Annotated in this window: 24 protein-coding genes; 4 read left to right on the forward strand and 20 right to left on the reverse strand. The window is 64.7% G+C overall.

What is annotated here, in order from left to right; translation table 11 throughout:
* The 14 genes from BM118_RS38990 to rpoZ form a co-directional block, all read right to left on the reverse strand.
* On the reverse strand, positions 1-250 hold a 250-nt coding region (locus BM118_RS38990), incomplete at its 3' end, for a transposase (protein ID WP_143099596.1).
* A gap of 117 nt (positions 251-367) precedes the next feature.
* Positions 368-1,912, reverse strand: a complete 1,545-nt coding sequence (locus BM118_RS38995; RefSeq protein WP_092193202.1) for a GMC family oxidoreductase — start codon at positions 1,910-1,912, stop codon at positions 368-370.
* Positions 1,913-1,916: 4 nt separating this feature from the next.
* Positions 1,917-3,467: an ABC transporter substrate-binding protein gene (locus tag BM118_RS39000; RefSeq protein WP_092193204.1), complete on the reverse strand. Its 1,551-nt coding sequence runs from the start codon at positions 3,465-3,467 to the stop codon at positions 1,917-1,919.
* Positions 3,468-3,720: 253 nt separating this feature from the next.
* Positions 3,721-5,976, reverse strand: coding sequence for a DNA topoisomerase IV subunit A (gene parC, locus BM118_RS39005; RefSeq protein ID WP_092193206.1), 2,256 nt, complete (start codon positions 5,974-5,976; stop codon positions 3,721-3,723).
* A gap of 59 nt (positions 5,977-6,035) precedes the next feature.
* Positions 6,036-6,320, reverse strand: a complete 285-nt coding sequence (locus BM118_RS39010) for a hypothetical protein (protein ID WP_092193208.1) — start codon at positions 6,318-6,320, stop codon at positions 6,036-6,038.
* A gap of 99 nt (positions 6,321-6,419) precedes the next feature.
* The gene (recO, locus tag BM118_RS39015; protein ID WP_092193210.1) at positions 6,420-7,172 is read right to left on the reverse strand and encodes a DNA repair protein RecO; all 753 of its coding nucleotides are present in this window, start codon (positions 7,170-7,172) and stop codon (positions 6,420-6,422) included.
* A 169-nt stretch (positions 7,173-7,341) separates the two neighbouring features.
* A complete protein-coding gene (locus tag BM118_RS39020) occupies positions 7,342-7,722 on the reverse strand; it encodes a hypothetical protein (RefSeq protein WP_027547161.1) in 381 nt (126 codons plus the stop codon).
* A gap of 21 nt (positions 7,723-7,743) precedes the next feature.
* A complete protein-coding gene (era, locus tag BM118_RS39025) occupies positions 7,744-8,670 on the reverse strand; it encodes a GTPase Era (RefSeq protein WP_092193311.1) in 927 nt (308 codons plus the stop codon).
* Positions 8,660-9,481: a ribonuclease III gene (rnc, locus tag BM118_RS39030; protein ID WP_011087822.1), complete on the reverse strand. Its 822-nt coding sequence runs from the start codon at positions 9,479-9,481 to the stop codon at positions 8,660-8,662. The genes era and rnc overlap by 11 nt, the downstream gene beginning before the upstream one ends.
* Entirely contained in the window at positions 9,478-10,242 is a 765-nt protein-coding gene (gene lepB / locus BM118_RS39035) for a signal peptidase I (RefSeq protein WP_092193212.1), read from the reverse strand. Before lepB ends, rnc begins: the two co-directional genes overlap by 4 nt.
* A 249-nt stretch (positions 10,243-10,491) precedes the next feature.
* Positions 10,492-10,911: a holo-ACP synthase gene (gene acpS / locus BM118_RS39040; RefSeq protein WP_092193214.1), complete on the reverse strand. Its 420-nt coding sequence runs from the start codon at positions 10,909-10,911 to the stop codon at positions 10,492-10,494.
* Complete coding sequence (locus BM118_RS39045) at positions 10,908-11,660, reverse strand: pyridoxine 5'-phosphate synthase (protein ID WP_092193216.1); 753 nt, start codon at positions 11,658-11,660, stop codon at positions 10,908-10,910. The genes acpS and BM118_RS39045 overlap by 4 nt, the downstream gene beginning before the upstream one ends.
* 97 nt (positions 11,661-11,757) lie before the next feature.
* Positions 11,758-14,046 carry a RelA/SpoT family protein gene (locus BM118_RS39050; protein WP_092193218.1) on the reverse strand — a complete coding sequence of 763 codons (2,289 nt, stop codon included), beginning with the start codon at positions 14,044-14,046 and terminating at the stop codon, positions 11,758-11,760.
* Positions 14,047-14,255: 209 nt separating this feature from the next.
* A complete protein-coding gene (rpoZ, locus tag BM118_RS39055; RefSeq protein ID WP_008133017.1) occupies positions 14,256-14,648 on the reverse strand; it encodes a DNA-directed RNA polymerase subunit omega in 393 nt (130 codons plus the stop codon).
* A gap of 326 nt (positions 14,649-14,974) precedes the next feature.
* On the opposite strand from rpoZ, the gene BM118_RS39060 reads away from it, so the two are divergent.
* Both BM118_RS39060 and BM118_RS39065 read left to right on the forward strand, forming a co-directional pair.
* Entirely contained in the window at positions 14,975-15,619 is a 645-nt protein-coding gene (locus BM118_RS39060) for a LabA-like NYN domain-containing protein (protein WP_092193220.1), read from the forward strand.
* Positions 15,600-16,274, forward strand: a complete 675-nt coding sequence (locus tag BM118_RS39065; protein ID WP_092193222.1) for a uracil-DNA glycosylase — start codon at positions 15,600-15,602, stop codon at positions 16,272-16,274. The genes BM118_RS39060 and BM118_RS39065 overlap by 20 nt, the downstream gene beginning before the upstream one ends.
* 8 nt (positions 16,275-16,282) lie before the next feature.
* Here BM118_RS39065 and BM118_RS39070 read toward each other — a convergent pair whose 3' ends face one another.
* From BM118_RS39070 to dapA, 4 genes are read right to left on the reverse strand one after another with little or no spacing between them, the layout of a single operon-like run.
* A complete protein-coding gene (locus BM118_RS39070) occupies positions 16,283-16,864 on the reverse strand; it encodes a peroxiredoxin (RefSeq protein ID WP_092193224.1) in 582 nt (193 codons plus the stop codon).
* Positions 16,865-16,868: 4 nt separating this feature from the next.
* A complete protein-coding gene (smpB, locus tag BM118_RS39075) occupies positions 16,869-17,342 on the reverse strand; it encodes an SsrA-binding protein SmpB (RefSeq protein ID WP_092193226.1) in 474 nt (157 codons plus the stop codon).
* 59 nt (positions 17,343-17,401) lie between these two features.
* Positions 17,402-17,818 (reverse strand): large conductance mechanosensitive channel protein MscL, encoded by a 417-nt coding sequence (gene mscL, locus BM118_RS39080; RefSeq protein ID WP_177235087.1) that lies wholly within the window; start codon positions 17,816-17,818, stop codon positions 17,402-17,404.
* Between the two features lie 57 nt (positions 17,819-17,875).
* Positions 17,876-18,766: a 4-hydroxy-tetrahydrodipicolinate synthase gene (gene dapA, locus BM118_RS39085; protein ID WP_177235081.1), complete on the reverse strand. Its 891-nt coding sequence runs from the start codon at positions 18,764-18,766 to the stop codon at positions 17,876-17,878.
* A gap of 281 nt (positions 18,767-19,047) precedes the next feature.
* Here dapA and BM118_RS39090 point away from each other — a divergent pair, with 281 nt between their 5' ends.
* Complete coding sequence (locus BM118_RS39090) at positions 19,048-21,447, forward strand: transglycosylase SLT domain-containing protein (protein ID WP_177235088.1); 2,400 nt, start codon at positions 19,048-19,050, stop codon at positions 21,445-21,447.
* 156 nt (positions 21,448-21,603) lie between these two features.
* Positions 21,604-21,882 carry a DUF3551 domain-containing protein gene (locus BM118_RS39095; RefSeq protein WP_092193234.1) on the forward strand — a complete coding sequence of 93 codons (279 nt, stop codon included), beginning with the start codon at positions 21,604-21,606 and terminating at the stop codon, positions 21,880-21,882.
* 72 nt (positions 21,883-21,954) lie between these two features.
* Here BM118_RS39095 and BM118_RS39100 read toward each other — a convergent pair whose 3' ends face one another.
* On the reverse strand, positions 21,955-22,224 hold the full coding sequence (locus BM118_RS39100) for a DUF3551 domain-containing protein (RefSeq protein ID WP_092193236.1): 270 nt from the start codon (positions 22,222-22,224) through the stop codon (positions 21,955-21,957).
* Between the two features lie 160 nt (positions 22,225-22,384).
* Entirely contained in the window at positions 22,385-23,902 is a 1,518-nt protein-coding gene (locus BM118_RS39105; protein WP_092193238.1) for a porin, read from the reverse strand.
* Positions 23,903-24,459 lie beyond the last annotated feature (557 nt).

Below are 24,459 nucleotides of genomic sequence, written 5' to 3' on the forward strand. Positions count from 1 at the left end.
CGTAAAAATAGCCCTGAACCGTCGAGTATGGCGGGAACTCCTTCGGCAAGGCTCGCCACTGGCAGCCGCTCGACAGAATATAGAAGATCGCCTGCACGATCTCGCGCAGATTAACCTCCCGCGGCCGGCCCAATCGCCGTCGCGGCGGCATCTTCCGGGAGATCAACGCCCACTCTGCATCGGTCAGATCACTTGTGTAACGCAGTCCACTGCGCTGATACTTGATACGAGCGGCTTTGGTCCACGGCATGGTGTCCTCCCTCGAATCTTTGCAAATCCGAAGGAATCACAGGCCAGCTAAAGCCGCTCACCTTTTTCGGTCAGGCTCTCAGGATGACGGGATAAGTGGAATTTGACGCAGTAGAAACTATCGCATCATCATCCGCGCAATCGCTTCCCCGATCACCACCGTCGTGAAGTGGGTGTTGGCCCGGCAATCCGAGGGCATGATCGAGGCGTCGGCGACGCGCAAGCCCGCGATGCCCTTCACCGTGCCGTCGGGGTTGACGACACCGTCGGCATCGTTGACGCCGCTCATGCGACAACTGCCGGCGGCGTGCTGGATGTCTCCGGTCTCACGGCGCAGCAGCGCATCGAGCTCGTGATCCGGCAGCGCCGCGGCTTGCGGAAGCGTCAGATCGGTGTCGGTCAGCCTGATCCAGTCGGCAATGCCTGATAGCGCCGGCTGGGACGTGATCACGGCCAGTCGCTTCACCGCATCCATCATGCGCAGCATGTCGCGGGGATCGGCCAGCATGTTCTCCTCGACAACAGGATCGATCGCGGGATCGGTCGAGGCCAATTTGAGCGTGCCCCGCGAATACGCGTTGAACAGTCCGGCGCCGATCGCGCCGGGCACACCGATGCCGCGGTGGTTGAAGGCAATCAGGATCATGTCGCGCTTGCCGCCATTGGCGAGGCCGGACGAATAGGTCACGCAGCAATTGGTATGGCGGGTGTCCGGGTCGGCGGGACGCAGATTTTCGTGGAGCTGGATCGTGGCGCGAAACAGCGGATGGTCGAAGAAGTGGCGGCCGACCGGCAAATCGCGCTCGACCGCAATCCCCATCGCCTTCAACTCGTCGGCCGGGCCAATGCCCGAGCGCAGCAGGATCGCCGGGCTGTGGATCGCGCCAGCGCACAGCACGATCTGGCGCGCACCGATATCGCTCGTGCCCTGCCCCTCGATGTGGACGCGGACGCCGGTCGCACGGCCGTCGCTGATCAGCACGCGATCGACCAGCGCATGCCCGCGAATTTCCAGATTGGCGCGGCCGCGCGCGGGCTCGAGGTAGCCTTCATTGGTCGTGATGCGGCGGCTGTCGCGGCTGTTGATGGGATAGCAGGCGACGCCCTCGCCATCAGGGCCGTTGACATCTGCGCACCAGGGATAGCCGCTTGCCAGCGCGGCATCGCGCAAGCCGCGATCGATCGGTCCCCACTTCTCGGGTGGCGCGCGATAGACCGGCAGCGGTCCGCCGCGTCCATGTCCCTCGGCGTCGCCGAATTCCATGTCGTCCTCGATCACCGAGAACAGCGGCATCACCTCCTTCGCCGACCAGCCGGTGCAGCCATTGGCCGCCCATTCGTCGAACGCATCCGCAACGCCGCGGATGGCGATCTGGCCGTTCATCATCGACGAGCCGCCCAGCCCCTTGCCGCGCCAGTAGAAGCGCGGCTCCTGCCCGGCCACGCGGCGCGTCAGGAGATCAGGCCACTGCCATTTCTCCTGATACTCGCGCTTGTGGATGATCGGGATGGGATTCGGCGTCATCACCTCCCAGGGCGCCTCGTCGGCGCGCCAGTCGAGGCCCGCTTCGAGCAACAGGACGCGACGTGCGGGATCCTCGGAGAGCCGTGCCGCAACAGCGGCGCCGGCGGAGCCTCCGCCGACAACAATGACATCGTACATCGTGTTACTTCTCAACGTTCCAGAACACCGGGATGGCGGACGGTATCAGATTGCGAAGCGCCGCGCGAGAAAGCGCCGGCTGGGCGAACTGGCCCCACGGAATCCCGGGCGCCTGATCGTACATCACCGTCTGGATCTCGGCCGCGATCTTCTTGCGATCCTCCTCGGCGGGCGCCTTGGCGAAGGCTTCCATGAGTGGTGTGATGCGCGCATCGCATTGCCAGCCGGTGAAGTCGGCGCAATTGAAGGCGACCATGACGTTGGTCAGCGGCGAGCCGAGATCGAAGCCGCCGGCGTGAACGCCATAGACGCTCCAGCCCTCCTTCTTGGCGCGGCGCGCCAGCACGCTCGCCCAATCCATCACCTGGAGATCGACGTTGAAACCGGCCTGCTTCAGCCGCTCGGCCAGCACCTGTGCCGAGACGCGCGGGGCTTCGAGGTCGTTGGCCTCCATGACGACAACGGGCTCGCCGGCATATTTCGTCGCCTTCAGCGCGGCCTTCGCCGCTTCGATCGACGGCTTTGCGGCGGCTTCCGTGCCGGCCTTGCTGTCATAGGTGGTGCCGCATGTGAAGAAGGTCGCGCAGGGCGTGGCGTATTTGGCATCGAGACCGAGCGCATCCAGCACTTCGCGCTGGTCGACCAGCTTCCACAGCACGCGCCGGATCGCGGGATCGTCGAACGGTTTCGAAGCAGCGTTGAGGCGATAGGCGCCGGCGAACATGTTGCCGCCGGTGAAATTGACCAGTTTCACGCGGGAGTTCTTCTCGAGCGTCGGCAGCAGATCGAACGGCGCGTATTGCATGAAGTCGACCTCGCCGGCCTGGAGCGCGGACGCCGCGGTCGCACCGTCCGGAATGACGCGGATCTCGAGCGTGTCGACATTGACGCGCTTGCCGCCGGCGAGGAAGTCGGCGGGCTCGGACCGCGGCACATAGTCGGCGAATTTCTTCAGGATCATGCGGTCGCCGGTGCGGTGATCGGCCTTGCTGTAGATGAACGGGCCGGAGCCGACGATCTCGGTGATGCGCTGGTCGCCGGGCGTCTTGGCAATGCGCTCGGGCATCATGAAGGCGACCGGGCTGACGGGATTGCCGAGCGCGTCGATGACGAGGCCGGACGGCTCCTTCAGCGTCAACACGAACGTCTTGGCGTCCGTCGGCTCGAGCGAGGCCGTGATGGCGAAGATGCGGCGGCCGAGCGCGCTGCGGGTGCCCCAGCGGCGCAGTGACGCCACGCAATCGGCCGCCGTGACCGGCTGGCCGTCATGCCACTTCAAGCCGTCGCGCAGCGTGAAGCTGTAGGTCAGGCCGTCGGGCGAGACCTTCCAGTCCTGCACCATCTGCGGCTTGACGTCGCCCTTGGAATCCTTCGCGAACAGCGTGTCGAACACCATGTAGCCGAACGTGCGCGAAATATAGGCCGTGGAAAAATGCGGATCGAGCGTGACGATCTCCGCCTCGAGCACCGCAACGAGATTGCCCGCCGCATGCGCCGGCGCCGCAACCAGCGCGAGGGCAAACAGCGCCGGAATGAAAGACTTTGGTTTGAACATTGGTGCCTTTTGCTGCTTCTTGAGAGTTCGTTTGCAGCCGAAGAAAAAGCAATGTTCGTGCCCGATCAACGGAGACACTTATGCGCTCATGACTATCAGCCAAGCGTTTGCGCGCCACACCGTCAGTGTCATCGCCCGGCTTGACCGGGCGATCCAGTATTCCAGAGACGGCGGAGGGATACGGAGAAGCTGCGGCGTACTGGATGCCCCGCCTTCGCGGGGCATGACACCAGTGCTGTAGAAGTAGCCCGCCCTACTCGATCCCCCGGCTGAACTTGTTCGACTTCGGGAATCCCTTCGGCGGCAGGCGGCCGGCGTCGGCGCGGGTGCCCTGCCACTCGGCGAGCTCCTTCATGGTCGCGGAGAATTCGCGGCCCGCGGAGTCCTTCCAGGTCAGGCCTGCCTTGGCGTCGAACACGACGACGTCGGAGAGACCACCGTCCTTGTACTTCTGCAAGCGGACGCCGCGGCCGCGGGCCATCTCCGGCACCTGGTCGAGCGGGAACACCAGCATCTTGCGGTTCTCGCCGATGACCGCGACGGTGTTGCCGACCACCTCGGTGACCGTGCGTGCCTCGTTCGGCATGTCGACGTTGAGGACCTGCTTGCCCTTCTTGGTGGTGCCGACGCAGTCGTCCTCGTTGACGACAAAGCCCTGGCCCTCGTGGCTCGCGACCAGGAATTTGCGTCCACCCTTGTTGACGAACAGCGCGACGGGCGCCGCCTCCTGCTCGAGGTCGATGAACAGGCGGATCGGCTCGCCGTGACCGCGCCCGCCCGGAAGTTTCGCGACATCGAGCGAGTAGAACTTGCCGTTGGTGGCGAACAGCAGCAGCTTCGACGTCGTCTCCGCGAAGAACGCGAAGCCGAGCTTGTCGTCCTGCTTGAAGGCAAGGCCCGAGAGATCCTCGACATGCCCCTTCATGGTGCGGATCCAGCCCTTGTCGGAGACGACGACCGTCACCGGCTCGCGCTCGACGAAGGCCTCCTCGATCGCGGCGAGATCGTGCTCGGGCGCATCGGCAAAGGTGGTGCGGCGCTTGCCGAGCGGCGTCTTCGGCCCGAACATGTCGCGGACCTTGCCGACCTGCTCGCCGACCTTCTTCCACTGCTCGGCTTCCGAGGCGAGCACCGCATTGATGCCCTTGAGCTCGTTGCGCAGGTTCTTGTCCTCGGTGCGGATCTCCATTTCCTCGAGCTTGCGCAACGAGCGGAGCCGCATGTTGAGGATGGCTTCGGCCTGCACCTCGGTGAGCTTGAACGCCTTCATCAGCGCCGGCTTCGGCTCATCCTCGGTGCGGATGATCTTGATCACCTTGTCGATGTTCAGATAGGCGATCAGGAAGCCGCCGAGAACTTCCAGCCGATGCTCGATCTGCGCCTTGCGGTAGTTGCTGCGCCGGATCAGGACGTCGCGCAGATGGTCGAGCCATTCACGCAGGCACTCCGCGAGCCCCACGACCTTGGGGATGCGGCCCTTGATCAGCACGTTGAGGTTCAGCGGAATCTTGTTCTCGAGCTCGGTCAGCCGGAACAGCGATTCCATCATCAGCGCCGGATCGACGTTCTTCGACTTCGGCTCGATCACGATGCGGACGTCTTCGGCCGATTCGTCCCTGACGTCGCCGACCAGCGGCAGCTTCTTCTGGTCCTGGAGCTCGGCGATCTTCTCGATCAGGCGCGACTTCTGCACCAGGAAGGGGATCTCGGTGACGACGACGACCCAGGTGCCGCGCGCGCCCTCTTCCTGCTCCCACCTGGCGCGAACGCGGAACGAGCCGCGGCCGGTGGTGTAGGCTTCAGCGATGGCCTGCTTGGAATCGACGCAGATGCCGCCGGTCGGAAAGTCCGGGCCCTTGACCCACTTCAGCAGCGCCTTGGACTTCGCGTCGGGCTTCTCGATCAGATGCAGCGCGGCGTCGCACAGCTCGGCGGCGTTGTGCGGCGGGATCGAGGTCGCCATGCCGACCGCGATGCCCTGCGCGCCGTTGGCGAGCAGGTTCGGGAAGCCGCCGGGCAGAACGACCGGCTCCTTCGACTGGCCGTCGTAATTGGGGCGGAATTCGACGCCGTCCTCGTCGATGCCCTCGAGCAGAAGCCGCGCGACGTCGGTCATGCGCGCTTCGGTGTAGCGGTAGGCGGCGGGGTTATCGCCGTCGATATTGCCGAAATTGCCCTGGCCGTCGACCAGCGGGTAGCGCGAGGAGAAATCCTGCGCGAGGCGCACCATGGCGTCGTAGATCGCCTGGTCGCCGTGCGGATGGAACGAGCCCATCACGTCGCCGACGATCTTGGCGGATTTCTTGAAAGCCGTGCCGGGGTCGAGCCTGAGCAGGCGCATGCCGTAGAGGATGCGCCGGTGCACCGGCTTCAGGCCGTCGCGTGCGTCCGGCAGCGCACGATGCATGATGGTGGAGAGCGCATAGGCGAGATAGCGCTCTTCCAGCGCCTCACGCAGCGGCACCTCATGGATTTCGGCCGGTTCCGGCGGAATCAATCGTTTTCCCATGCCGCCCGGTTAAACCGTGGAAGCGAATCGGGCAAGGATGGATTGGTTCCGCGGGCGGCTTACTGCCCCGCCCAGCCTGCGGTCACAGTCTGGGTCGTATGGGGATTTTGGGCCTGAGTCGTGGTCGGCGCGTTGGTCAAGCAGCGCCGGGCAGCCTCGATCTCCGCTTCCGTCGCGCCCTTGGACCGGGCCCATGCCTCTGCGGCTGCTGCCGAATATTTGGCCACATAGAACCTGACGACCGTGCAGGAGGCACGGCGGACCAGTCCTGTTTGTTCGCCTGCGAGGGCGTCCGGCGCCAGCGCAATCAGCGCTGCCGACACAATAAGTCCCTTGATCAGCATCAGGTTATCCCCGGGTTGGAACCCCACGGGCCAATCCGGGAAACCCGGTTTGGTTCCGGGATATTTCGCCTGATCAGGCAATACAGAGCCGCGCTGACGTCATGGCGCCGGGATCGCCGCCCTCGCCTGCTGCCGCATCAAGGCGTTGATGAAGCCGGCCCGCGCGTCGGAATGGACTTGCCCGCGCGGCTCCAGCACGTGGCGCAGCAGGAACAATCCGGTCAACCGAAAGCCGTCCTGGAGATCCTGGTCGGTGAGCTCGCTCGCGGTTTCGCCCTGGCGCAGGAACGGCGGCAGGCGCAACAGCCGGTCGCGCCATGGCTCGCCCGCGCCCCGCGACACCGCACCACCGGATTTCGGCGAAACGTAGATCAGGTCCGTGGTCTCCCCGGTCACCGCGCAATTGTCCAGCGCGAGCCCGAAGCCGAGCTCGGCGAGCATCGCCAGCTCGAAATGGATCACGTGGACGGCGGCGCTGCCGATGTCGTCGAAATCGTCGAGCGAATGTTCGAGCCGCGCAAAGATCTCCTCGTGCGGATCGCGCTCGGGAAGAAGCCGCGCAATCGAGGCGAGATGGGTGATGCCGTAGACGCCGTGGGACGAGGCCAGCAGCGTGGCCGCACGCAGCTTCAGGCCCTCGACCGCGTAGGTGCCGAGATGCTCGTCGAGCCGCGCCCGCCACACCGCGCAGACGCTGTTGCCCGGTTGCAGCAAGGGCCGCATCCGCGAGCCGGCGCCGCCGCGGACGAGGCCGAGATGGCGGCCGTGTTCGCGCGTCAGCAGCTCGACGATGGCGCTGCTCTCGCCATGCCGCCGCACCCCCAGCACGATGCCTTCGTCGGTCCATTCCATGGGATGAAGCTTACAGGATTTCAGCGCCGATCGCACTCACTCGTGCCCCGGACAAAACGCGGCGCACAAGCGACGCGTTGCCGAGCCGGGGCCCATCGCTCCGCACCGACTGGGTCCCGGCTCTGCGGCGCAGCGCTCACGCGCCGCACCTTGTCCGGGACACCAGAACTCACGCGTTGAACCAGCCCTGCGCGTCGCCGCTGAAGGAGAAATACAGGCCCATCGTCGTCAGCACGCAGGAGACGATCTCGATGGCGCTGTCGAGCTCCATGCCCTTCTCGCCGATGATCTGGCCGAGCGAGATCACCGACAGCACCAGGGCCGCGGCCAGCACCCAGCGCGGCCAGTTCTTGCGCCAACGCGCAGCCAGCCAGACGAAATAGACCAGCAGCAGGATCATGCCGCCGGCGAGCAGCGTCGCCGTCATGATCATCTGCTCGGTCATCTCGGCATTGGGCGTACGGTCCTGCACCGCCACTGACAGCGCATCCAGCATCAACGACGCATAGAGCAGCGCTTCGAAGCGCCGGACGTTCGTGGGCACGCTCATCGGATACCGATCTGTTCTTGCTTATTCTTTGGGAAATTCCAGGCCCATCTCGCGATAGCGATCGGGATCGTCGCCCCAGTTCTCGCGCACCTTGACGAACAGGAACAGGTGCACCGGCACGCCGAGGATCTCACTGAGCTCCTTGCGCGAGTCCGCGCCGATCGACTTGATGGTGGCGCCGCCCTTGCCGAGCACGATCTTGCGCTGGCTTTCGCGCTCGACGAAGATCGTCTGCTCGATCCGCACCGACTTGTCCTTGCGCTCCTCCCACTTGTCGGTCTCGACCGTGGACTGGTAGGGCAATTCCTGGTGCAGCTTGCGATAGATCTTTTCGCGCGTGATCTCGGCCGCCAGGTGCCGCATCGGCGCGTCCGACATCTGGTCCTCGGGATAGAGGAACGGTCCCGGCGGCACCATCTCGGCCAGCGTAGAGCGGATGTCGTCGACGCCGTCGCCGGAGATCGCCGCGATCATGAAGGTTTTGGCGAACGGCATGCGCTCGTTGGCGGCCTGCGCCAGCGCCAGCAGCTTCTCGCGCTGGACCAGGTCGACCTTGTTGATGACCAGGATCTTCTCGTGATTGACGCTGGCTGCCTTGGCGAGGATCGCCTCGGCCTCCTCGTCGATGCCGGTCTTGGCATCCAGCAGCACGCAGACGAGATCGGCGTCATGCGCCCCGCTCCAGGCGGTCGAGACCATGGCCCGGTCCAGCCTGCGCTTGGGCGAGAAGATGCCGGGCGTGTCGACCAGGATGATCTGCGCGTTGTTCTCGATGACGATGCCGCGGATCAGCGCGCGCGTGGTCTGCACCTTGCGCGAGACGATCGTGACCTTGGCACCGACCAGCGCGTTGACCAGCGTGGACTTGCCGACATTCGGTGCGCCAATGAGCGCAACGAAGCCGCAGCGCGTCGCGGCGGGCGCCTCGCCGCTTGCTTCAACCGTCATTGCCGCCGCCAACGCCTTCACGTTCGATCATCACCGAGGCCGCCACCTTCTCTGCCGCGCGCTTGCTGCCGCCGATGCCCTCGGCCGGCGCCAGTCCCGGCAGGTCCACCGCGACGCGGAACTGCGGATCGTGATGCGGGCCGGTGCGCTCGACCTCGCGATAGACCGGCGTCGGCAGTCCCTTCCCCTGCGCCCATTCCTGGAGCACGGTCTTGGGATCGCGCAAGGGACGCCGCGGCTTGTGCATGCGCTCGGTCCAGTTGCGCTTGACGAATTCGGCCGCCGCCGCATGGCCGCCGTCGAGGAAGATGGCGCCGATTACGGCCTCGCAGATGTCGCCGAGCACGCTCTTGCGCAGGCGGGCGTCGGCGCTGGGGCCGACCGAACCGAGCTTGATGTCGTCGAGCAGCCCGAGCGATTTGGCGACGTCCGCGCAGCTCTCCTTGCGCACCAGTTCGGCGAGCCGCTTGGACAGCTCGCCTTCGTCGGCGTTCGGGAAGGCGTGGTAGAGCATGTCGGAAACGACCAGCCCGAGCACGTGGTCGCCGAGGAATTCCAGCCGCTGATAGCTGTCGCCGCGCTTGCGCCCGGACTTCAGCGCCGAGACATGCGTGATCCCCTGCATCAGCAGGTTCGGGTCGGCGAAGCTGTGGCCGATGCGCGCCTCGAGCGCCGCGTTCGCATCCGTGCCCTTGGCCTTGCTGCTCCGCGCCCGCTTCTTCTTGGCAGGCGTCTTGGTCACAGCTTCGCCGTCAGGAGCGGCTTGCGCTTCGGTCGGCTGGGTCGTGATGTCCTTGGCTTCGTCTTTCATCGGACGATTTTGAAGAAGCGATTCCAGCGCACCGCCCACGGCCAGCGCCAGAACATCCAGGCATGCTCGCCTTCGGCGATGGAGAAGAAGATCATTTGGGCGCGGCCGATCAAATTCTCCTGCGGCACATAGCCGACCTGGCCGAGGAAGCGGCTGTCGGTGGAATTGTCGCGATTGTCGCCCATCATGAAGAAATGGCCCGCTGGCACCGTGTAGACGTTGGTGGTGTCCATGTAGCCGTTGTCGGCGCAATCTAGCGTCTCATAGGACACGCCGTTCGGCAGCGTTTCCTTCCAGCGCTTCACCCGGGAGATACCGCCGCCTTCGGAGCCGCACGGATCCTCGCCGACATATTCGCTCATGCGCTGCCGCTCGACCGGGGTGTCGTTGATGTAGAGCAGCCCGTCCTTCATCTGGACGCGGTCGCCGGGAAGCCCGATCACGCGCTTGATGTAGTCGGTGGAATCGTCCTTGGGCAGGCGGAACACGACGATGTCGCCGCGGTTCGGGTCCGAGCCCCAGACCCGCCCCGAGAACAGCGGCGGCGAGAACGGGATCGAGTAGTGGCTATAGCCGTAGGAATATTTCGAGACGAACAGATAGTCGCCGACCAGCAGCGTCGCCTTCATCGAGCCGGACGGAATGTTGAACGGCTGGAACAGAAAGGTGCGGATCACGAGCGCGATCAGGAGAGCGTGGATCACGACCCGGATCGTTTCGCCGACGCCGCTTTCAGTTTTCGTTCCCGAAGTCACGCTCATTGCTCTCTCAATTCCGGCCGGCGGTCACAGAGCGCCCTCCTCCCGCGAACAGCCCATTGCTTCGCGGCCCAAGGAGATTGTCCTGATTCTGATAATGAGGGCCAATTCCGGCGTAAAGCCGAATTCGCCCAGCCTGATTTGCGTCCGCGGACTTTTAGACGGTTGTCGGAGACCACGCAATCAAGGATCGCATCAAAACTGTATAAGATATTGATTTTTAATAAGAATTATAAAATGAGCCTGGAACGGTCAGGACTTGGCCAGCGGAACGGCTGAAATGATGACGAAGGCCTGTGCGAGCGGCCAGTCATCGGTGATCGACAGGTCGATCCGTGCCTCGAAGCCGGCAGGCGTCAGGGCCTGGAGCCGGACTAGGGCGCCGCCGGTCAGCTGCATGGTCGGCCGTCCTCCCGGCAGGTTGACCACCCCCATGTCGCGCCACCAGACGCCGCGCCTGATCCCGGTGCCGAGCGCCTTCGAGCAGGCCTCCTTGGCGGCAAAGCGCTTGGCGTAGGTCGCCACCACCATCTTCTCGTTCTTGGCGCGCCGCTCCGCCTTGGCCCGCTCGGCCGCGGTGAAGATGCGGTCGAGGAAACGCTCGCCATGGCGCTCGATCACCTTGCCGACGCGGGTGATGTCGATCAGGTCGGAGCCGATGCCAATGATCATGCCCGGCTCCGTCCGCGGTCCATCGACGCGCGCATGCTGCGCACCGTCTCGGCAAGACCGACGAACAAGGCTTCGCCGATCATGTAGTAGCCGATGTTGAGCTCCATGATGTCAGGCAGAGCTGCGATCGTCTCCGCCGTCGCATAATCGAGCCCGTGGCCGGCGTGGACCTCCAGCCCCGCTTCCTTCGCCAGCTTCACGCCCGCCACGATCCGCTGCCATTCGGCCCCGGCCTTCTCGGTGTGGCCGTCGACGACGGCGTCGCACCAGGCGCCGGTGTGGATCTCAATGACAGGCGCACGCAGCCGCGCCGCCATCTCGATCTGCGCGGGGTCGGCGGCGATGAACAAGGAGACGCGGATGCCGGCATCGTTCAGCCGGGCGATGTAGGGCGCGAGCGCATTGTGCTGGCCGACCACGTCCAGTCCGCCCTCGGTCGTCACCTCCTGCCGGCGCTCCGGCACGAGGCACACCGCATGCGGCCTGGTGGCGAGCGAGATGCGCATCATGTCGTCGGTCGCCGCCATCTCGAAATTGAGCGGCATGGAGATCTCGGCCTTCAGCCGCGCCATGTCCTCGTCGCGGATGTGCCGGCGATCCTCGCGCAGATGCGCGGTGATGCCGTCGGCGCCGGCCTCGATCGCCAGCAGCGCGGCGCGCACCGGATCGGGATTACGGCCGCCGCGCGCGTTACGCAGGGTCGCGACATGGTCGACATTGACGCCGAGGCGGAGCGGAGAAGCGGGCATTCTAGAACTCTCTCAACTTGTCATGCGCGGGCCTGACCCGCGCATCCATCCTCTTCGAAGAGATGGGTTGCCGGGTCAAGCCCGGCAACGACGAGCTTCATCCATTAACACGTTCGACGCGGGCGACGACCGCCTTCGCACGCAACTGGGCCAGGATCGCGCTCAGGTGCTTCAGGTCGTAGACTTCGAGATCGATCGTCGTCTCCGTGAAGTCAGGCGAGCGGCGCTGCATGCTGATATTGTCGATGTTGCCGTCATGCTCGGCGATCACCGTCGCGATCTGCGCGAGCGCGCCGGGCTCGTTGACGTTCTCGACCCTGATGCGGGCCGGGAAGCGCTGCGGCGCGGTGTCCTCGATGTCCCAGCGCACGTCGAGCCAGCGCTCCGGCTCCTCCTCGAAATCCTTCAACGCCGGCGCCTGGATCGGATAGATGGTGATGCCCTCACCCGGCGTGACGATGCCGACGATGCGGTCGCCGGGCACCGCGCCGCCGTTCGGCGCGAACTTCACCGGCAGGTCGGAATTGATGCCGCGGATCGGGATCGCGACCGGGGTTCGCGGCGGCTCGGAGGCCGCCTTCTCCTTGAGCTTGGCGGCAAGCCCCTTCTTGATGCCGTAGCGGGCGACGCGCTCCTCCTTGTAGTCGGGATACATCGCGCGCGCGACGTGGGAGGCCTTGATCTCGCCGCGCCCCACAGCCGCCATGACGTCCTCGATCGAGGTACGCGCAAGCCGCGGCAGCGCGCCCTTGAGTTTGTCGTCGGCGTATTCGATCTTGGCGCGCTCGAACAGGCGCTCGACGATGCGCCGGCCGAGACCGACATATTGGTCGCGCACGGCGGTGCGCGTGGCGCGGCGGATCGCGGCGCGCGCCTTGCCGGTGACCGCGAGCGTCTCCCAGGCGGACGGCGGCGCCGATTGCGCCTCCGAGGTCAGCACCTCGACCTCGTCACCGTTCTGGAGCTCCGAGGACAGCGGCGAAAACTTGCCGTTGATCTTGCAGCCCACCGCGCTGTTGCCGACGTCGGTGTGCACCGCGTAAGCGAAGTCGATCACATTGGCGTGGCGCGGCAGCGCGATCAGCTTGCCCTTCGGGGTGAAGCAGAACACCTGGTCGTGGAACAGCTCGAGCTTGGTGTGCTCGAGGAATTCCTCGGGGTTGGCACTCTCCGAGAGGATTCCGACGGTGTGGCGCAGCCAGGCGAACGCGTTGGATTCGCGCTTGAGGAACTCGGTCGGCGAGCCCGCGCCTTCCTTGTAGAACACGTGCGCGGCAATGCCGCGCTCGGCGATCTGGTCCATCGCCTCGGTGCGGATCTGGAGCTCGGCGCGCTGGTTGCCCGGACCGATCACGGTGGTGTGGATCGAGCGGTAGTCGTTCTGCTTCGGCGTCGAGATGTAGTCCTTGAAGCGCCCCGGCACGACCGGCCAGGTGGTGTGAACGATGCCGAGCGCGCGATAGCAGGCCTCGATGTCGTTGACGACGACGCGGAAGCCGAAGATGTCGGACAATTGCTCGAAGCCGACCGATTTGCGCTCCATCTTGGTCCAGATCGAGAACGGCTTCTTGCGGCGGCCATAGACCCTTGCGCCAAGGCCCCGGTGGCGCAGATTGTTGGAGAGCTGGGCCTCGATCTCGCCGATCAGATTGCGGTTGCGCTCGGCGAGCGCATCGAGCCGCTGCATCACCACCGAATAGGCCTCGGGGTCGAGCGTGCGGAAGGACAGATCCTCCAGCTCCTCGCGCATTTCCTGCATGCCCATGCGCCCGGCGAGCGGCGCGTAGATGTCGAGCGTCTCCTCGGCAATGCGCCTGCGCGATTCCGTCGGCACGAATTCCAGCGTGCGCATGTTGTGCAGGCGGTCGGCGAGCTTCACCAGGAGCACGCGGACATCGTCGGCAATCGCCAGCAACAATTTGCGCAGGTTCTCGGCCTGCTTGGCCTCGCGCGACACCAGTTCCAGCCGCTTCAGCTTGGTCAGGCCCTCGACCAGCGCGCCGATCTCGGGCCCGAAGATCTGGTCGATCTCGGCCCGCGTCGCCTCGGTATCCTCGATCGTGTCGTGCAGCAGCGCAGCCACGATGGTGGCGTCGTCGAGCTTCAGGTCGGTGAGAATCGCCGCCACTTCGAGCGGGTGCGAGAAATACGGATCGCCCGAGGCCCGCGTCTGCGAGCCGTGCGCCTTCATGGCGTAGACATAGGCGCGGTTCAGCAGATCTTCGTTGGTGTTGGGATTGTAGGACCTGACGCGCTCGACGAGGTCATATTGACGCATCATGCGCGTACGCGGCTTGGCCGGGCGCGCCACCGACGCAGTCGGGGCCACGGCAACCGATTCGGTTGCGGCCTGCATCTGCGTTGATCTGCGGCGTCGATACACCATGCCGTCCTGCCTTCAAACGGACCTCGATGCGGCCCGTTGTATACATCTTAGCTCCGATCCCGCGCGCGTCCGATCAATTCGGTGACAGGTGCGCGGCGCGAACCGACAACACTATGGTAACCACGAAAACGCCAACAAAAGCAAAGGCCCGAACACAGGTTCGGGCCTTTGATAAGATCACAAGAATTCGACGATTGCGACGGGACGATTTACTCGTCTTCCTCGGGCTGCTCTTCCGGCGGCGCGAGGCCCTCGAGGCCCTTCAGGAGCTCCTCTTCGGTCATGCGCTCAACCGCAACTTCGGTGTCGTCCGCATCGACGCTGGCGCCGGCGGAACCGATCAGCGGCACCGTGTCGGGCTCGGGCTCGTCGACCTCGACGAACTTCTGGAGCGAGTGCACCAGCTCCTCGCGGAGGTCCTCCGGAGAGATGGTCGTGTCCGCAATTTCACGCAAAGACACAACAGGGTTCTTGTCGTTATCGCGGTCAACCGTTAGTTGTGACCCTGACGAAATCATGCGGGCACGGTGGGCGGCCAGCAGGACCAGGTCAAACCGGTTATCGACCTTGTCGATGCAATCTTCTACGGTGACGCGAGCCATGGACTGTCGCTCCGTTGTGGGTGGGACGAAATATGTGGATGATTGGGGCTAGTTATAGGGGCCAAGACAATTTCGCAAGGCCAATTTGTGATTTGGCCTCGCCAAATGGCTCTGCTACCCCCACATTGGGGCTGGGATGGGCGATTTCCAGGGCTGCCATTGAGGGCGGCTCCGGGTGTTTGAGTGTTCGCCATAACTATACCTTGATTGCCCCGACTTCTCCGGATTTGCGGTTTCGACGGGTTTCGGCGGCACTCTAGAACTGCGCGGCCTGCTGCCGCGCCAACAATAAACGATCAATCACGAGCACTTCGCGAGCAAACTGAATGTCACCTTCTCCTACCAACAAGATCGCGCTCTTCATCGACGGGGCCAATCTCTACGCGACGGCGAAAACTCTGGGCTTCGACATCGACTATAAGCGCCTGCTGAAGGAGTTTCAGAGCCGCGGGACGCTGTTGCGGGCTTTCTACTACACCGCCATCATCGAGGATCAGGAATACTCCTCGATCCGCCCGCTGATCGACTGGCTGGACTACAACGGCTACACCGTCGTCACCAAGGCGACCAAGGAGTTCATCGACGCCTCCGGCCGCCGCAAGGTCAAGGGCAACATGGACATCGAGCTCGCCGTGGACGCCATGGAGCTCGCCGAGCACATCGACCAGATGGTGCTGTTCTCCGGTGACGGCGACTTCCGCTCCCTGGTCGAGGCCGTCCAGCGCCGCGGCGTGCGGGTCACGGTGGTCTCGACCATCGCCAGCCAGCCGCCGATGATCGCCGACGAGCTGCGCCGCCAGGCCGACGTCTTCACCGACCTCGTCGAGCTGCAGTCCAAGCTCGGTCGCGACCCGTCCGAACGCCCCGCCCCGCGCGATCGCGGCGATCGCGAGGCCCGCCACCACGCCCCGCAATTCCTCCAGCGCGCGACCACGATGGCGCCGAGGGGCGATGACGACTTTGAGGAGTGAGGCGACCCGGTCAGGCCGCCAGCCCCCCACCCTCGTCCCCGATCGTGACTGTCCGCTCTGTCCGCGCCTGGTCGCCTTTCGCGAGGCGAACCGCGCGCGCGAGCCGTCCTGGCATAACGCTCCGGTCGCGCCCTTTGGAGACATCAAGGCGCGTCTCCTGATCGTCGGCCTCGCGCCGGGCATGCAGGGCGCCAACCGCACCGGCCGTCCCTTCACCGGCGACTATGCCGGCGACCTGCTCTACGCCACGCTGCTCGAATACGGCTTTGCCAAGGGCGCCTATCAGGCGCGTCCCGATGACGGGCTGAAGCTGGTCGACTGCCGCATCGCCAATGCCGTGCATTGCGTTCCACCGCAGAACAAGCCGCTGCCTGCCGAGATCAACACCTGCCGCCAGTTTCTCGCGGCTACTCTGGCGACGATGCCGAACCTGCGCGCGATCGTCGCGCTCGGACGGATTGCGCACGACACCGTGCTCAAGCCGCTGAATCTGAAGGGCTCGCAAGCCCCTTTCGGCCACGGCGCGGTGCACCAGGCCGGCGCGTTCAGGCTCTACGACAGCTATCACTGCTCGCGCTACAACACGAACACCGGCGTGCTGACGCCGGACATGTTCCGGTCCGTGTTCGCGAAGGTGAAGGCCGACCTCGACTAGCTCTTGGACTAGCCTTTGACGGGATTGGCCTTCAGCCAATCCAGGACATCGCCGGCGTTCCGGTCGGGCGGAAACACCGGATAGAACACGTGCGAGACCTTGGCGTCGTCGATGATCAGCGCGAGGCGCTTGATCAGCGTCAGGCCTGCGACCTCCATGGTCGGCAGATTGAGGGCGCGCGTCAGCGCCAGCTTCTCGTCCGACAGCACCGGGAACGGCAGATGCAGGCGCGAGGCCATCTCGGTCTGGTACGCGTTGCTCTGGGTCGAGAGGCCGAACACATGAGCGGCGCCGGCAGCCTTCAGCTCGGCGAACAGGTCGCGAAACGCACAGGTCTGCGGCGTGCAACCGCGCGCGCCCGGGATCATGTCCCAATCGTCGACCAGCGAGATCTTGCCGGGCTCCCCGGTGCGGGGATAGGCGAACACCACGGTACGGCCGGAGAGCGCCGACAGCATCACTGACGTGTCGTCGGTCGCGAGCAGGCCGATCGCGGGCAGCACCATGCCCGGCAGATGCGCGGCGCCTCCATCATCGGCCGGCGCCGGAATCCTGCTCCAGTCGACCTCGAGCAGGTTCTTCTGATTCATCCCGCTATCCCCTCGCCCGCAGCAGGCGGCCCTTCTCCCGGCTCCAGTCGCGCTTCTTCTCGGTCTCGCGCTTGTCGTGCAGCTTCTTGCCCTTCGCAACCGCCAGCTGCAATTTCGCGCGGCCGCGCTCGTTGAAGTAGAGCTTGAGCGGGATCAGCGTCATGCCCTCGCGGTCCACCGCACCGATCAGCTTGTTGATCTGCCGGCGATGGAGCAGCAGCTTCCGCGGCCGCTTGGGCTCGTGGTTGAAGCGGTTGCCCTGGAGATATTCGGGAATGGTGGCGTTGATCAGCCAGATCTCGCCGTTCTTCGAGTCGGCGTAGGATTCCGCGATCGTGCTCTTGCCGTTGCGGATCGACTTGACCTCGGTGCCGGTCAGCGCAATGCCCGCCTCGACCGTATCCTCGATCGCATAGTTGAAGCGGGCCTTGCGATTTTCCGCCATGACCTTGATCGGTCGTTCATTCTTGTCGGCCATGGCAAAAAAACCCGAGTGAGATACGCGCGGACGCTAACAGTTTGGGTGAAGCTTGCGCGTCAAGACTTCTTGAGGAGATCGCGGATCTCGGTCAGCAGCTCGACCTCGGCCGACGGCTTCGGTGGAGCGGCCGGTGCCGCCTCCTCCTTGCGCTTCAGCGTGTTGATGGCGCGGATCACCAGGAACAGCACGAAGGCAATGATGATGAAGTTGATCGTCAGCGTGAGGAAGCTGCCCCAAGCCAAGACCGCGCCTTGCTTTTTGGCGTCTGCTAAGTTGGTGGCGGTGACTGTCTTCGACAAGGGGGTGAAGTAGTTCGAGAAGTCGAGCCCGCCGGTGACGGCGCCGATCAAGGGCATGATCACGTCGCCAACCAGCGACGTGACGATGGCGCCGAAGGCTGCGCCGATGATGACGCCGACCGCGAGATCGACGACGTTGCCCTTCATGGCGAACTCGCGGAACTCCTTGAGCATCCGCCTGCCCGTTTCGTCGACCCCGCTCATGAAAGGCTCCCCGGAAAGGCTACCGCGTCAGTTGATCAGGCCGGCATGCACCATGGCGCTGCGCACGGCAACGCGCGTCGGCTCGGACACCGGCACCATCGGCAGCCGCAGCGTCTCGTCGAGCTTGCCGAGCAGCGACATCGCGTACTTGATCGGCGCCGGATTGCTCTCGATGAAGAGGTTGTTGTGCAGCGGCATCAGCTTGTCGTGCAGCTTCAGCGCGGTGGCGTGATCGCCCTTCTGCCAGGCGGTGTGGAACTCCGAGCACAGGCGCGGCGCGACGTTGGATGTCACCGAGATGCAGCCATGGCCGCCATGGGCCATGTAGCCGAGGATGGTCGCGTCCTCGCCCGAGAGCTGGTTGAAATCCTCGCCCATCGCCGCACGCTGCTGCGACACGCGGACCATGCTGGCGGTGGCGTCCTTGACGCCGGCGATGTTCTTCAGCTCCCACAGCCGCGTCATGGTGTCGACCGACATGTCGATCACCGAGCGCGGCGGGATGTTGTAGATGATGATCGGAATCCCGATCGCATCGTTGATCGCCTTGAAGTGCTGGTACATCCCTTCCTGGGTCGGCTTGTTGTAGTAGGGCGTCACCACCAGCACGGCGTCCGCGCCCGCCTTCTCGGCGTGCTGGGCCAGCTCGATCGCCTCCTTGGTCGAGTTGGAGCCGGCACCGGCAACCACGGGAACGCGGCCCTTGGCCTCCTCGATGCACCACTCGACGACCTTCTTGTGCTCGTCATGGCTGAGCGTCGGGCTCTCGCCTGTCGTGCCGACCGGGACCAGGCCGTTGGTGCCCTCGGAAATCTGCCAGTTGACCAGGGAGCGGAACGCCGCCTCGTCGAGCGCGCCGTTCTTGAACGGCGTGACCAAGGCGGTGAACGACCCCCGGAATTTCGTCTTGGCTGCCATGGACTTCCTCCGTACGCGGCGAGTTTTGAGAGCAAGCCCCATTCATATCGGGTCTATCCCGCCGGTAAAAGGGCCGCTCCCGCGCCACGCACCGTTTAGGCCGCGATTTTGCCGCGGTGATGGTGCAAACCCGCCCGCGGTAAGCGGCTGTTGGTATTTTGTCCGCATATTCAATCAAATTCAGCTAGATCTTGAGCCACTTGACTGATTCGGGGCGACGAAACGCCGTGACCTCATTTCCTCGTGCCACATGGCGATCTACCGGTCTGGTCGTCTGCCTGATGGCAGGCCTGTCGGTCGGCTGCGCCGCCTGGGCCAAGTCCAATGAGACACCTGCGGAAGGGGCCAAGGACACCGCGAAGCCAGCCGCCAAGGACGTCGCGAAGGGATCCGGCAAAGGATCGGCCAAGGAAAGTCCTAAGGAAACTCCTAAGGAAGCAGCCAAGGGAACCGGCAAGGACGCAGCAAAGGGCGCGAGCAAGGGGACGGCTGGCGCCCCGGCCAAGGATGCCGCGAAGAAACCCGTCCAGAATGCCGGCAAGGAGCCCGCGAAGGACAAGCCCAAGCCTGCGGCAACGGCGACCGCGCCAAAATCGCAGCCGACCGCCAACGGCTCACCCCCCAAAGCCGCACCCGCGCCGGCCGCGACGGCCACCGTCAGACCTGCCGCCGCTCCGGCCGCCAAACCGATCGCAGCTCCCGTGCTGGCTCCCGCAACCCGCCAGCACGCGGCACCTCGCAGGCCGGTCACGCCGGCCGCGGTCGCGGCGACCTCGTCGACGCCGCAAGCCGACAAGGACACGCTGGAGAGCGTCATCGACCTCGTGCGCAAGCGCAAGGGGGGCGACGCCACCAATGCCGCGGCCACGATCTCGGATCCCGTCGCGCGAAAGCTCGCGGAATGGATCATCCTGCGCAGCGAGGACAATGGCGCGACCGTCGAGCGCTACCGTGCCTTCCTCTCCGCCAATCCGAGCTGGCCATCGCAGACCTTCCTGCGCCGCCGCCTCGAGGCTGCGATGTGGGACGACAGGCGCGACGATTCAGTTGCGTGGTCATGGTTCGAGAACGAATCCCCAGTGTCCGCCAAGGGCCGCTTCACGCTCGCCAAGGCGATGCTGGCGCGCGGCGACCGCGCCAATGCCGAGCGGCTGGTGCGCGAGGCCTGGCGCAGCGATCCGATGTCGGAGGACACCGAGAACAACGCGCTCGACCAGTTCGGCGCCCTGCTGACGCCGGGCGACCAGAAGGCGCGGATGGACACCCTGCTCTACGGCAGCGAGAACGAGGCCGCGCTGCGCGCCGCAAAACGTCTCGGCGCCGGCTATGTCGCGCTCGCCAAGGCCCGCATCGCCGCCGTCAAGAAGGCGCCGAACGCGCACGCCTTGCTCGACGCGGTGCCGCGCGAGCTGCACAACGATCCCGGCTTCATCTTCAGCAAGATCCAGCTCCTGCGCCGCGAGGAGAAGTTTGCGGAAGCGGCCCAGCTCATGCTGTCGGCGCCGAAGGATCCGAACCGGCTCTACAATCTCGACGAATGGTGGATCGAGCGGCGCCTGCTCGCGCGCAAGATGATCGACACTGAGGAATTCCGCAGCGCCTATCTGATCGCGCGCGACGCGGCGCTGCCCTCGCGCGACATCTACAAGACCGAGCAGGAGTTCACCGCGGGCTGGATCGCGCTGCGCTTCCTCAACGATCCCGCCACCGCCACCCAGCATTTTGCCCGCATCGGCGTCGGCAGCGTCAATCCGACCACGCTGGCGCGCGCCGGCTATTGGCAGGGTCGCGCGGCGGAAGCGGCGGGCCGTCCGCAGGAGGCGCGCAATGCCTATGCGCGAGCGGCCGAGCAGTCCACGAGCTATTACGGCCAGCTCGCACGCGCGAAACTCGGCCTGCCGCAGATCGAGCTCAACAGCCAGCCGCGCGGCCGCGGCGCCGAACGGCTGGAGATCGTGCGCGCCGCGCAGCTGCTGTACGAGCTCGACGAACGCGAGATGGCGGTACCCATGCTCGCCGACATGGGCGAGAACGGAGATCCCGAGGCGCTGGCCGGCCTTGGCGAGCTGACCCAGCGCCACAGCGACGCGCGCGGCATGCTGCTGCTCGGCAAGGCCGCGCTCAACCGCGGCCTGCCGTTCGACTTCTACGCCTATCCCGTCAACGGCATCCCGCAGTTCACGCCGATCGGCCCCGAGGTCGAGCGCAGCATCGTCTACGCGATCGCGCGGCAGGAGAGCGCGTTCAATCCCTCGGTGGTCTCGCCGGCGCAGGCCTACGGGCTGATGCAGGTGACACCGGACGCCGCACGCTATGTCTGCAAGCGGCACGGCGCGACTTACGATCTCGGGCGGCTAAAGAACGATTCGATCTACAACGCCACGCTCGGCTCGGCCGAGCTCGGCGGCCTGCTCGAGGATTATCGCGGCTCCTACATCATGACCTTTGCCGCCTACAATGCTGGCCGCGGCAGCGTGAAGAAGTGGGTCGACCGGTACGGCGATCCGCGCGACCCCAAGGTCGATGCGGTGGACTGGGTTGAGCTCATTCCATTCTCCGAGACGCGCAACTACGTGCAGCGCATCATGGAGAACCTTCAGGTCTACCGCGCCCGCTTCGGCGGCGGCACGCGGTTGCAGATCGAGGCCGATTTGCGCCGCGGCACCGGCAGCGTGGAATAGCGGGGGCTTGATCGACCGGCTTTGTCCTGAGCCGTGGCAGCGATGCGGCAAGGCTTCGGTGTAGAATGTCGCGAGGGTGCGGACGGCCTCGCGATAGGGCTGGAACAAGCATCACCAATAGCCGTTGGTTAGCCCTCAAGAACCCGGAGAGATCTCATGTCCCGCGTGGTCGGTGTGCCCATGTTCGCAGCCGTGGCCTTGTCCGGCTTGGTCGTTGCCGGCTCGCCCGCCCACGGCAAGAATCGTCACCATTCCCAGCCACAGGCAACCGGCATTCAGGATCGTTATTGCCTGCAAGGACGGCGTTGGGGATACCCTGGCAACTGCCTGTTTTCCACCTACAGCCAGTGTATGGCGACTGCTTCGGGCACAATCGATTCCTGCGGTTTGAATCCAACCTACGCCTTCAAGGAGTGGAAGGGACCCAGGTGGTAGTCTGATCGCTCTCGTTGAAGGGTCAGACCGCACAGAAGCTGCGGGGCCCGATTCCGCAGAGGATTTCGCTTCTCACCCGGCCGGAGCGGACCGGCCACGGGGAGCGCGAGCCGGACCGGCTGAATCCGGCGGGGACCAATATGGGTTGGCCATGCACATCGCCGACAACCCCATCGCGGCAGCCCTGCAGTCTTCCCATGACAGGTAGCTGCAATAAATCCTGCTGCTGCCGCCCCACTCCCATTTCTGGAGGCACACGGGATAGCGGGGATCCAAGGGTTCGGCAGCCGCCGGCGCGAAAAACGGGGTGAGCGCAGCGACCATGGATGCCGCACCCAGCATGCCCAGCCCCCGTCTCCATATCCTCGAAAAATTCACGCTCAGAAACTCCCGTACCGCGTGCAGACGAACGGTCTGCCTTTTAGACGGTCTCCGCGAGACCCACAAAGAAAAACCCCGGCAGTTTCCTGCCGGGGTTCGCTGATCAGTCAGACGACCGACCTTAGAAGTTGCGCTGAGCGCGGAGGAGCAACTGGAGGTTGCCCTGATCCTTCAGCTCGTAGGTAGCGACCGGCTTCGCAACCGCGGCATTCGCCGTGGCCGCACCCGTGATCGTGCCCGAGTACTTCTGGTCGAGCCAGACGTAGCTCAGGTCGGCGGTGAAGGCCAGGTTCTTGACCGGGGTCCAGACCACGTTGCCGCCGATAACCGCGAGGTTGAAGTCGGGGTTACACGTGGCAGTGGCGGCGCCGTAGGCGGCGACGAAGTTGGCGCAGATCAGAGCCTTGCCCGTGTCGCCGTAGCGAAGCGAAGCATAAGCACCGTAGATCGACGAAGCCCAGTTCGGCGACCAGTTGTGGACGTAACCACCACGGAAGCCCCAGGTCTTGACCGTGTCGATACCGGTACCGGTACCGAAGACGCCGTCAGCCATACCGACGAAGCCGAGGCTCTGGTAGGCGATGCCGCTGCCACCGTAGATGAACATGTTCTGCGGCATCAGGCTCTGGAAGTTGTAGCGGGTCGCACCGTCGGTGTAGACGGCCTGCAAGTTGATCGAGTCACCCGCACCAGTCGGGATGTTCTTGATCGACAAGGCACCCTGCACCGCAAAGCCCCACTTGTCGTCGGGATGGCCGGTCGGCTCCGTCGTGCCGTAGTAGGCAGTGTGGAGTTCGTGCGCGGCAACCGACACCTGGGCGAGACCCCAAGCCTGGTCGACGCGAACCTGACCGACGATGTCGGGCGTACGCGTGCCGCCCCAATCGTTCGTGCCGTAGATGCCCTGGATGAGGGCAGCGCCAGCAGCCGAAGCCGAAGTGAAGCCGCTGAGACCACCAGCAGTGATGCTGGCGTTATAGAGGTTCGACTGACCACCTGCGGCGGTCGTCAGGTCCTGCAACGCCACCGAAGCGGTGATGCCCTGGCCGAAATCAGCAGTGTAGGCGACCTGGTTCACACCGGTCACGTTGTTGCTGCCGCCCGGAAGGAAGTCGGGACCACCAGCCGGATAGCTCTGCCACGGCGTATCGAAGATCGAGACGGTGCGGCCGAAGGTGAAACCAGCGAACTGGATGAACGCATGGTAGAGGCCGAGCGTAGCGGAGCCGGTCGAGAACGCCGACGGGTTGCTGGCGGTGGTCGCCTGGCTGTCCCAGGAGAAGACCATATCGGCGTAGGTGCGCACCACGCCATACTCGGTCGCCGTCCGCGTATCGACGTTGAAGTCCATACGAGCGCGGCTCTGGTAGTAGTTGTCCAGACGGTTGTTACCACCGGCGGGAGCGCCCTGGCCAATGCCGTAGTCGCTGTTCGTGTTCCCCAGCATGTCCGCACGGACGTAGCCGCCGAACTTGATGCAGGTGTCAGTGCCCGGCATGTAGTAGAAGCCGGCACCGTACAGGGAGCAGATCTTCACGTATTCGACCGCCTTGGCCTTCACGGGAAGATCGGCTGCCTGAGCTCCGCCAACGGCGATCAGACCCGCCGCCGTACCGAGCAAAAGGCTCTTAAAGTTCATGGTAAACCTCCAAGTTTGCTCTATAGGGAAGGTTCCGGATCCGCTGGGTGACAACACCCTAAGGTTGGTTCCCTTGTCCCTTGTAACCACCGCTTAGTCGCTTCGCGCCTTCGGACACACCCGCTGAAACGCGAGGGACTTAAGCGAACCACCTAGAACGGGACGACCTCGGGATGCCCCCCTCCGTCGCTCAGTCACAATTACTGAACGTCTTTGCACACACAACAAAAGAACGCTTCGGACCGGGCCTCCAACGCGTGTTTTCCGATGGGTGTTGCACAAATAACACGCAGTTGTGATCGAGGCGCTCGCGTAACCAATTGAGAGATATAGATAAATTTCTGAGGTTCCCGTCGCCTTGAAAAATCCCCGGTTTGGGCACCGCTCTCCATTGGCGCGACTGCGCCTCCCTCCCCCTCGAATCGAGCGCGCGAATCCCCGCCAATCTGAGTGGCCGCTCCTTCAGGCAAAAAGCCGGATAGTCACATGGAAACGGCTGGGAACTTCGAGAACCCGGCATCGGCTGCTCGCGGCTCGATCCGGATCGACCGATCGGC

The organism is Bradyrhizobium sp. cf659 (genome assembly GCF_900113725.1).
GTDB lineage: Bacteria > Pseudomonadota > Alphaproteobacteria > Rhizobiales > Xanthobacteraceae > Bradyrhizobium.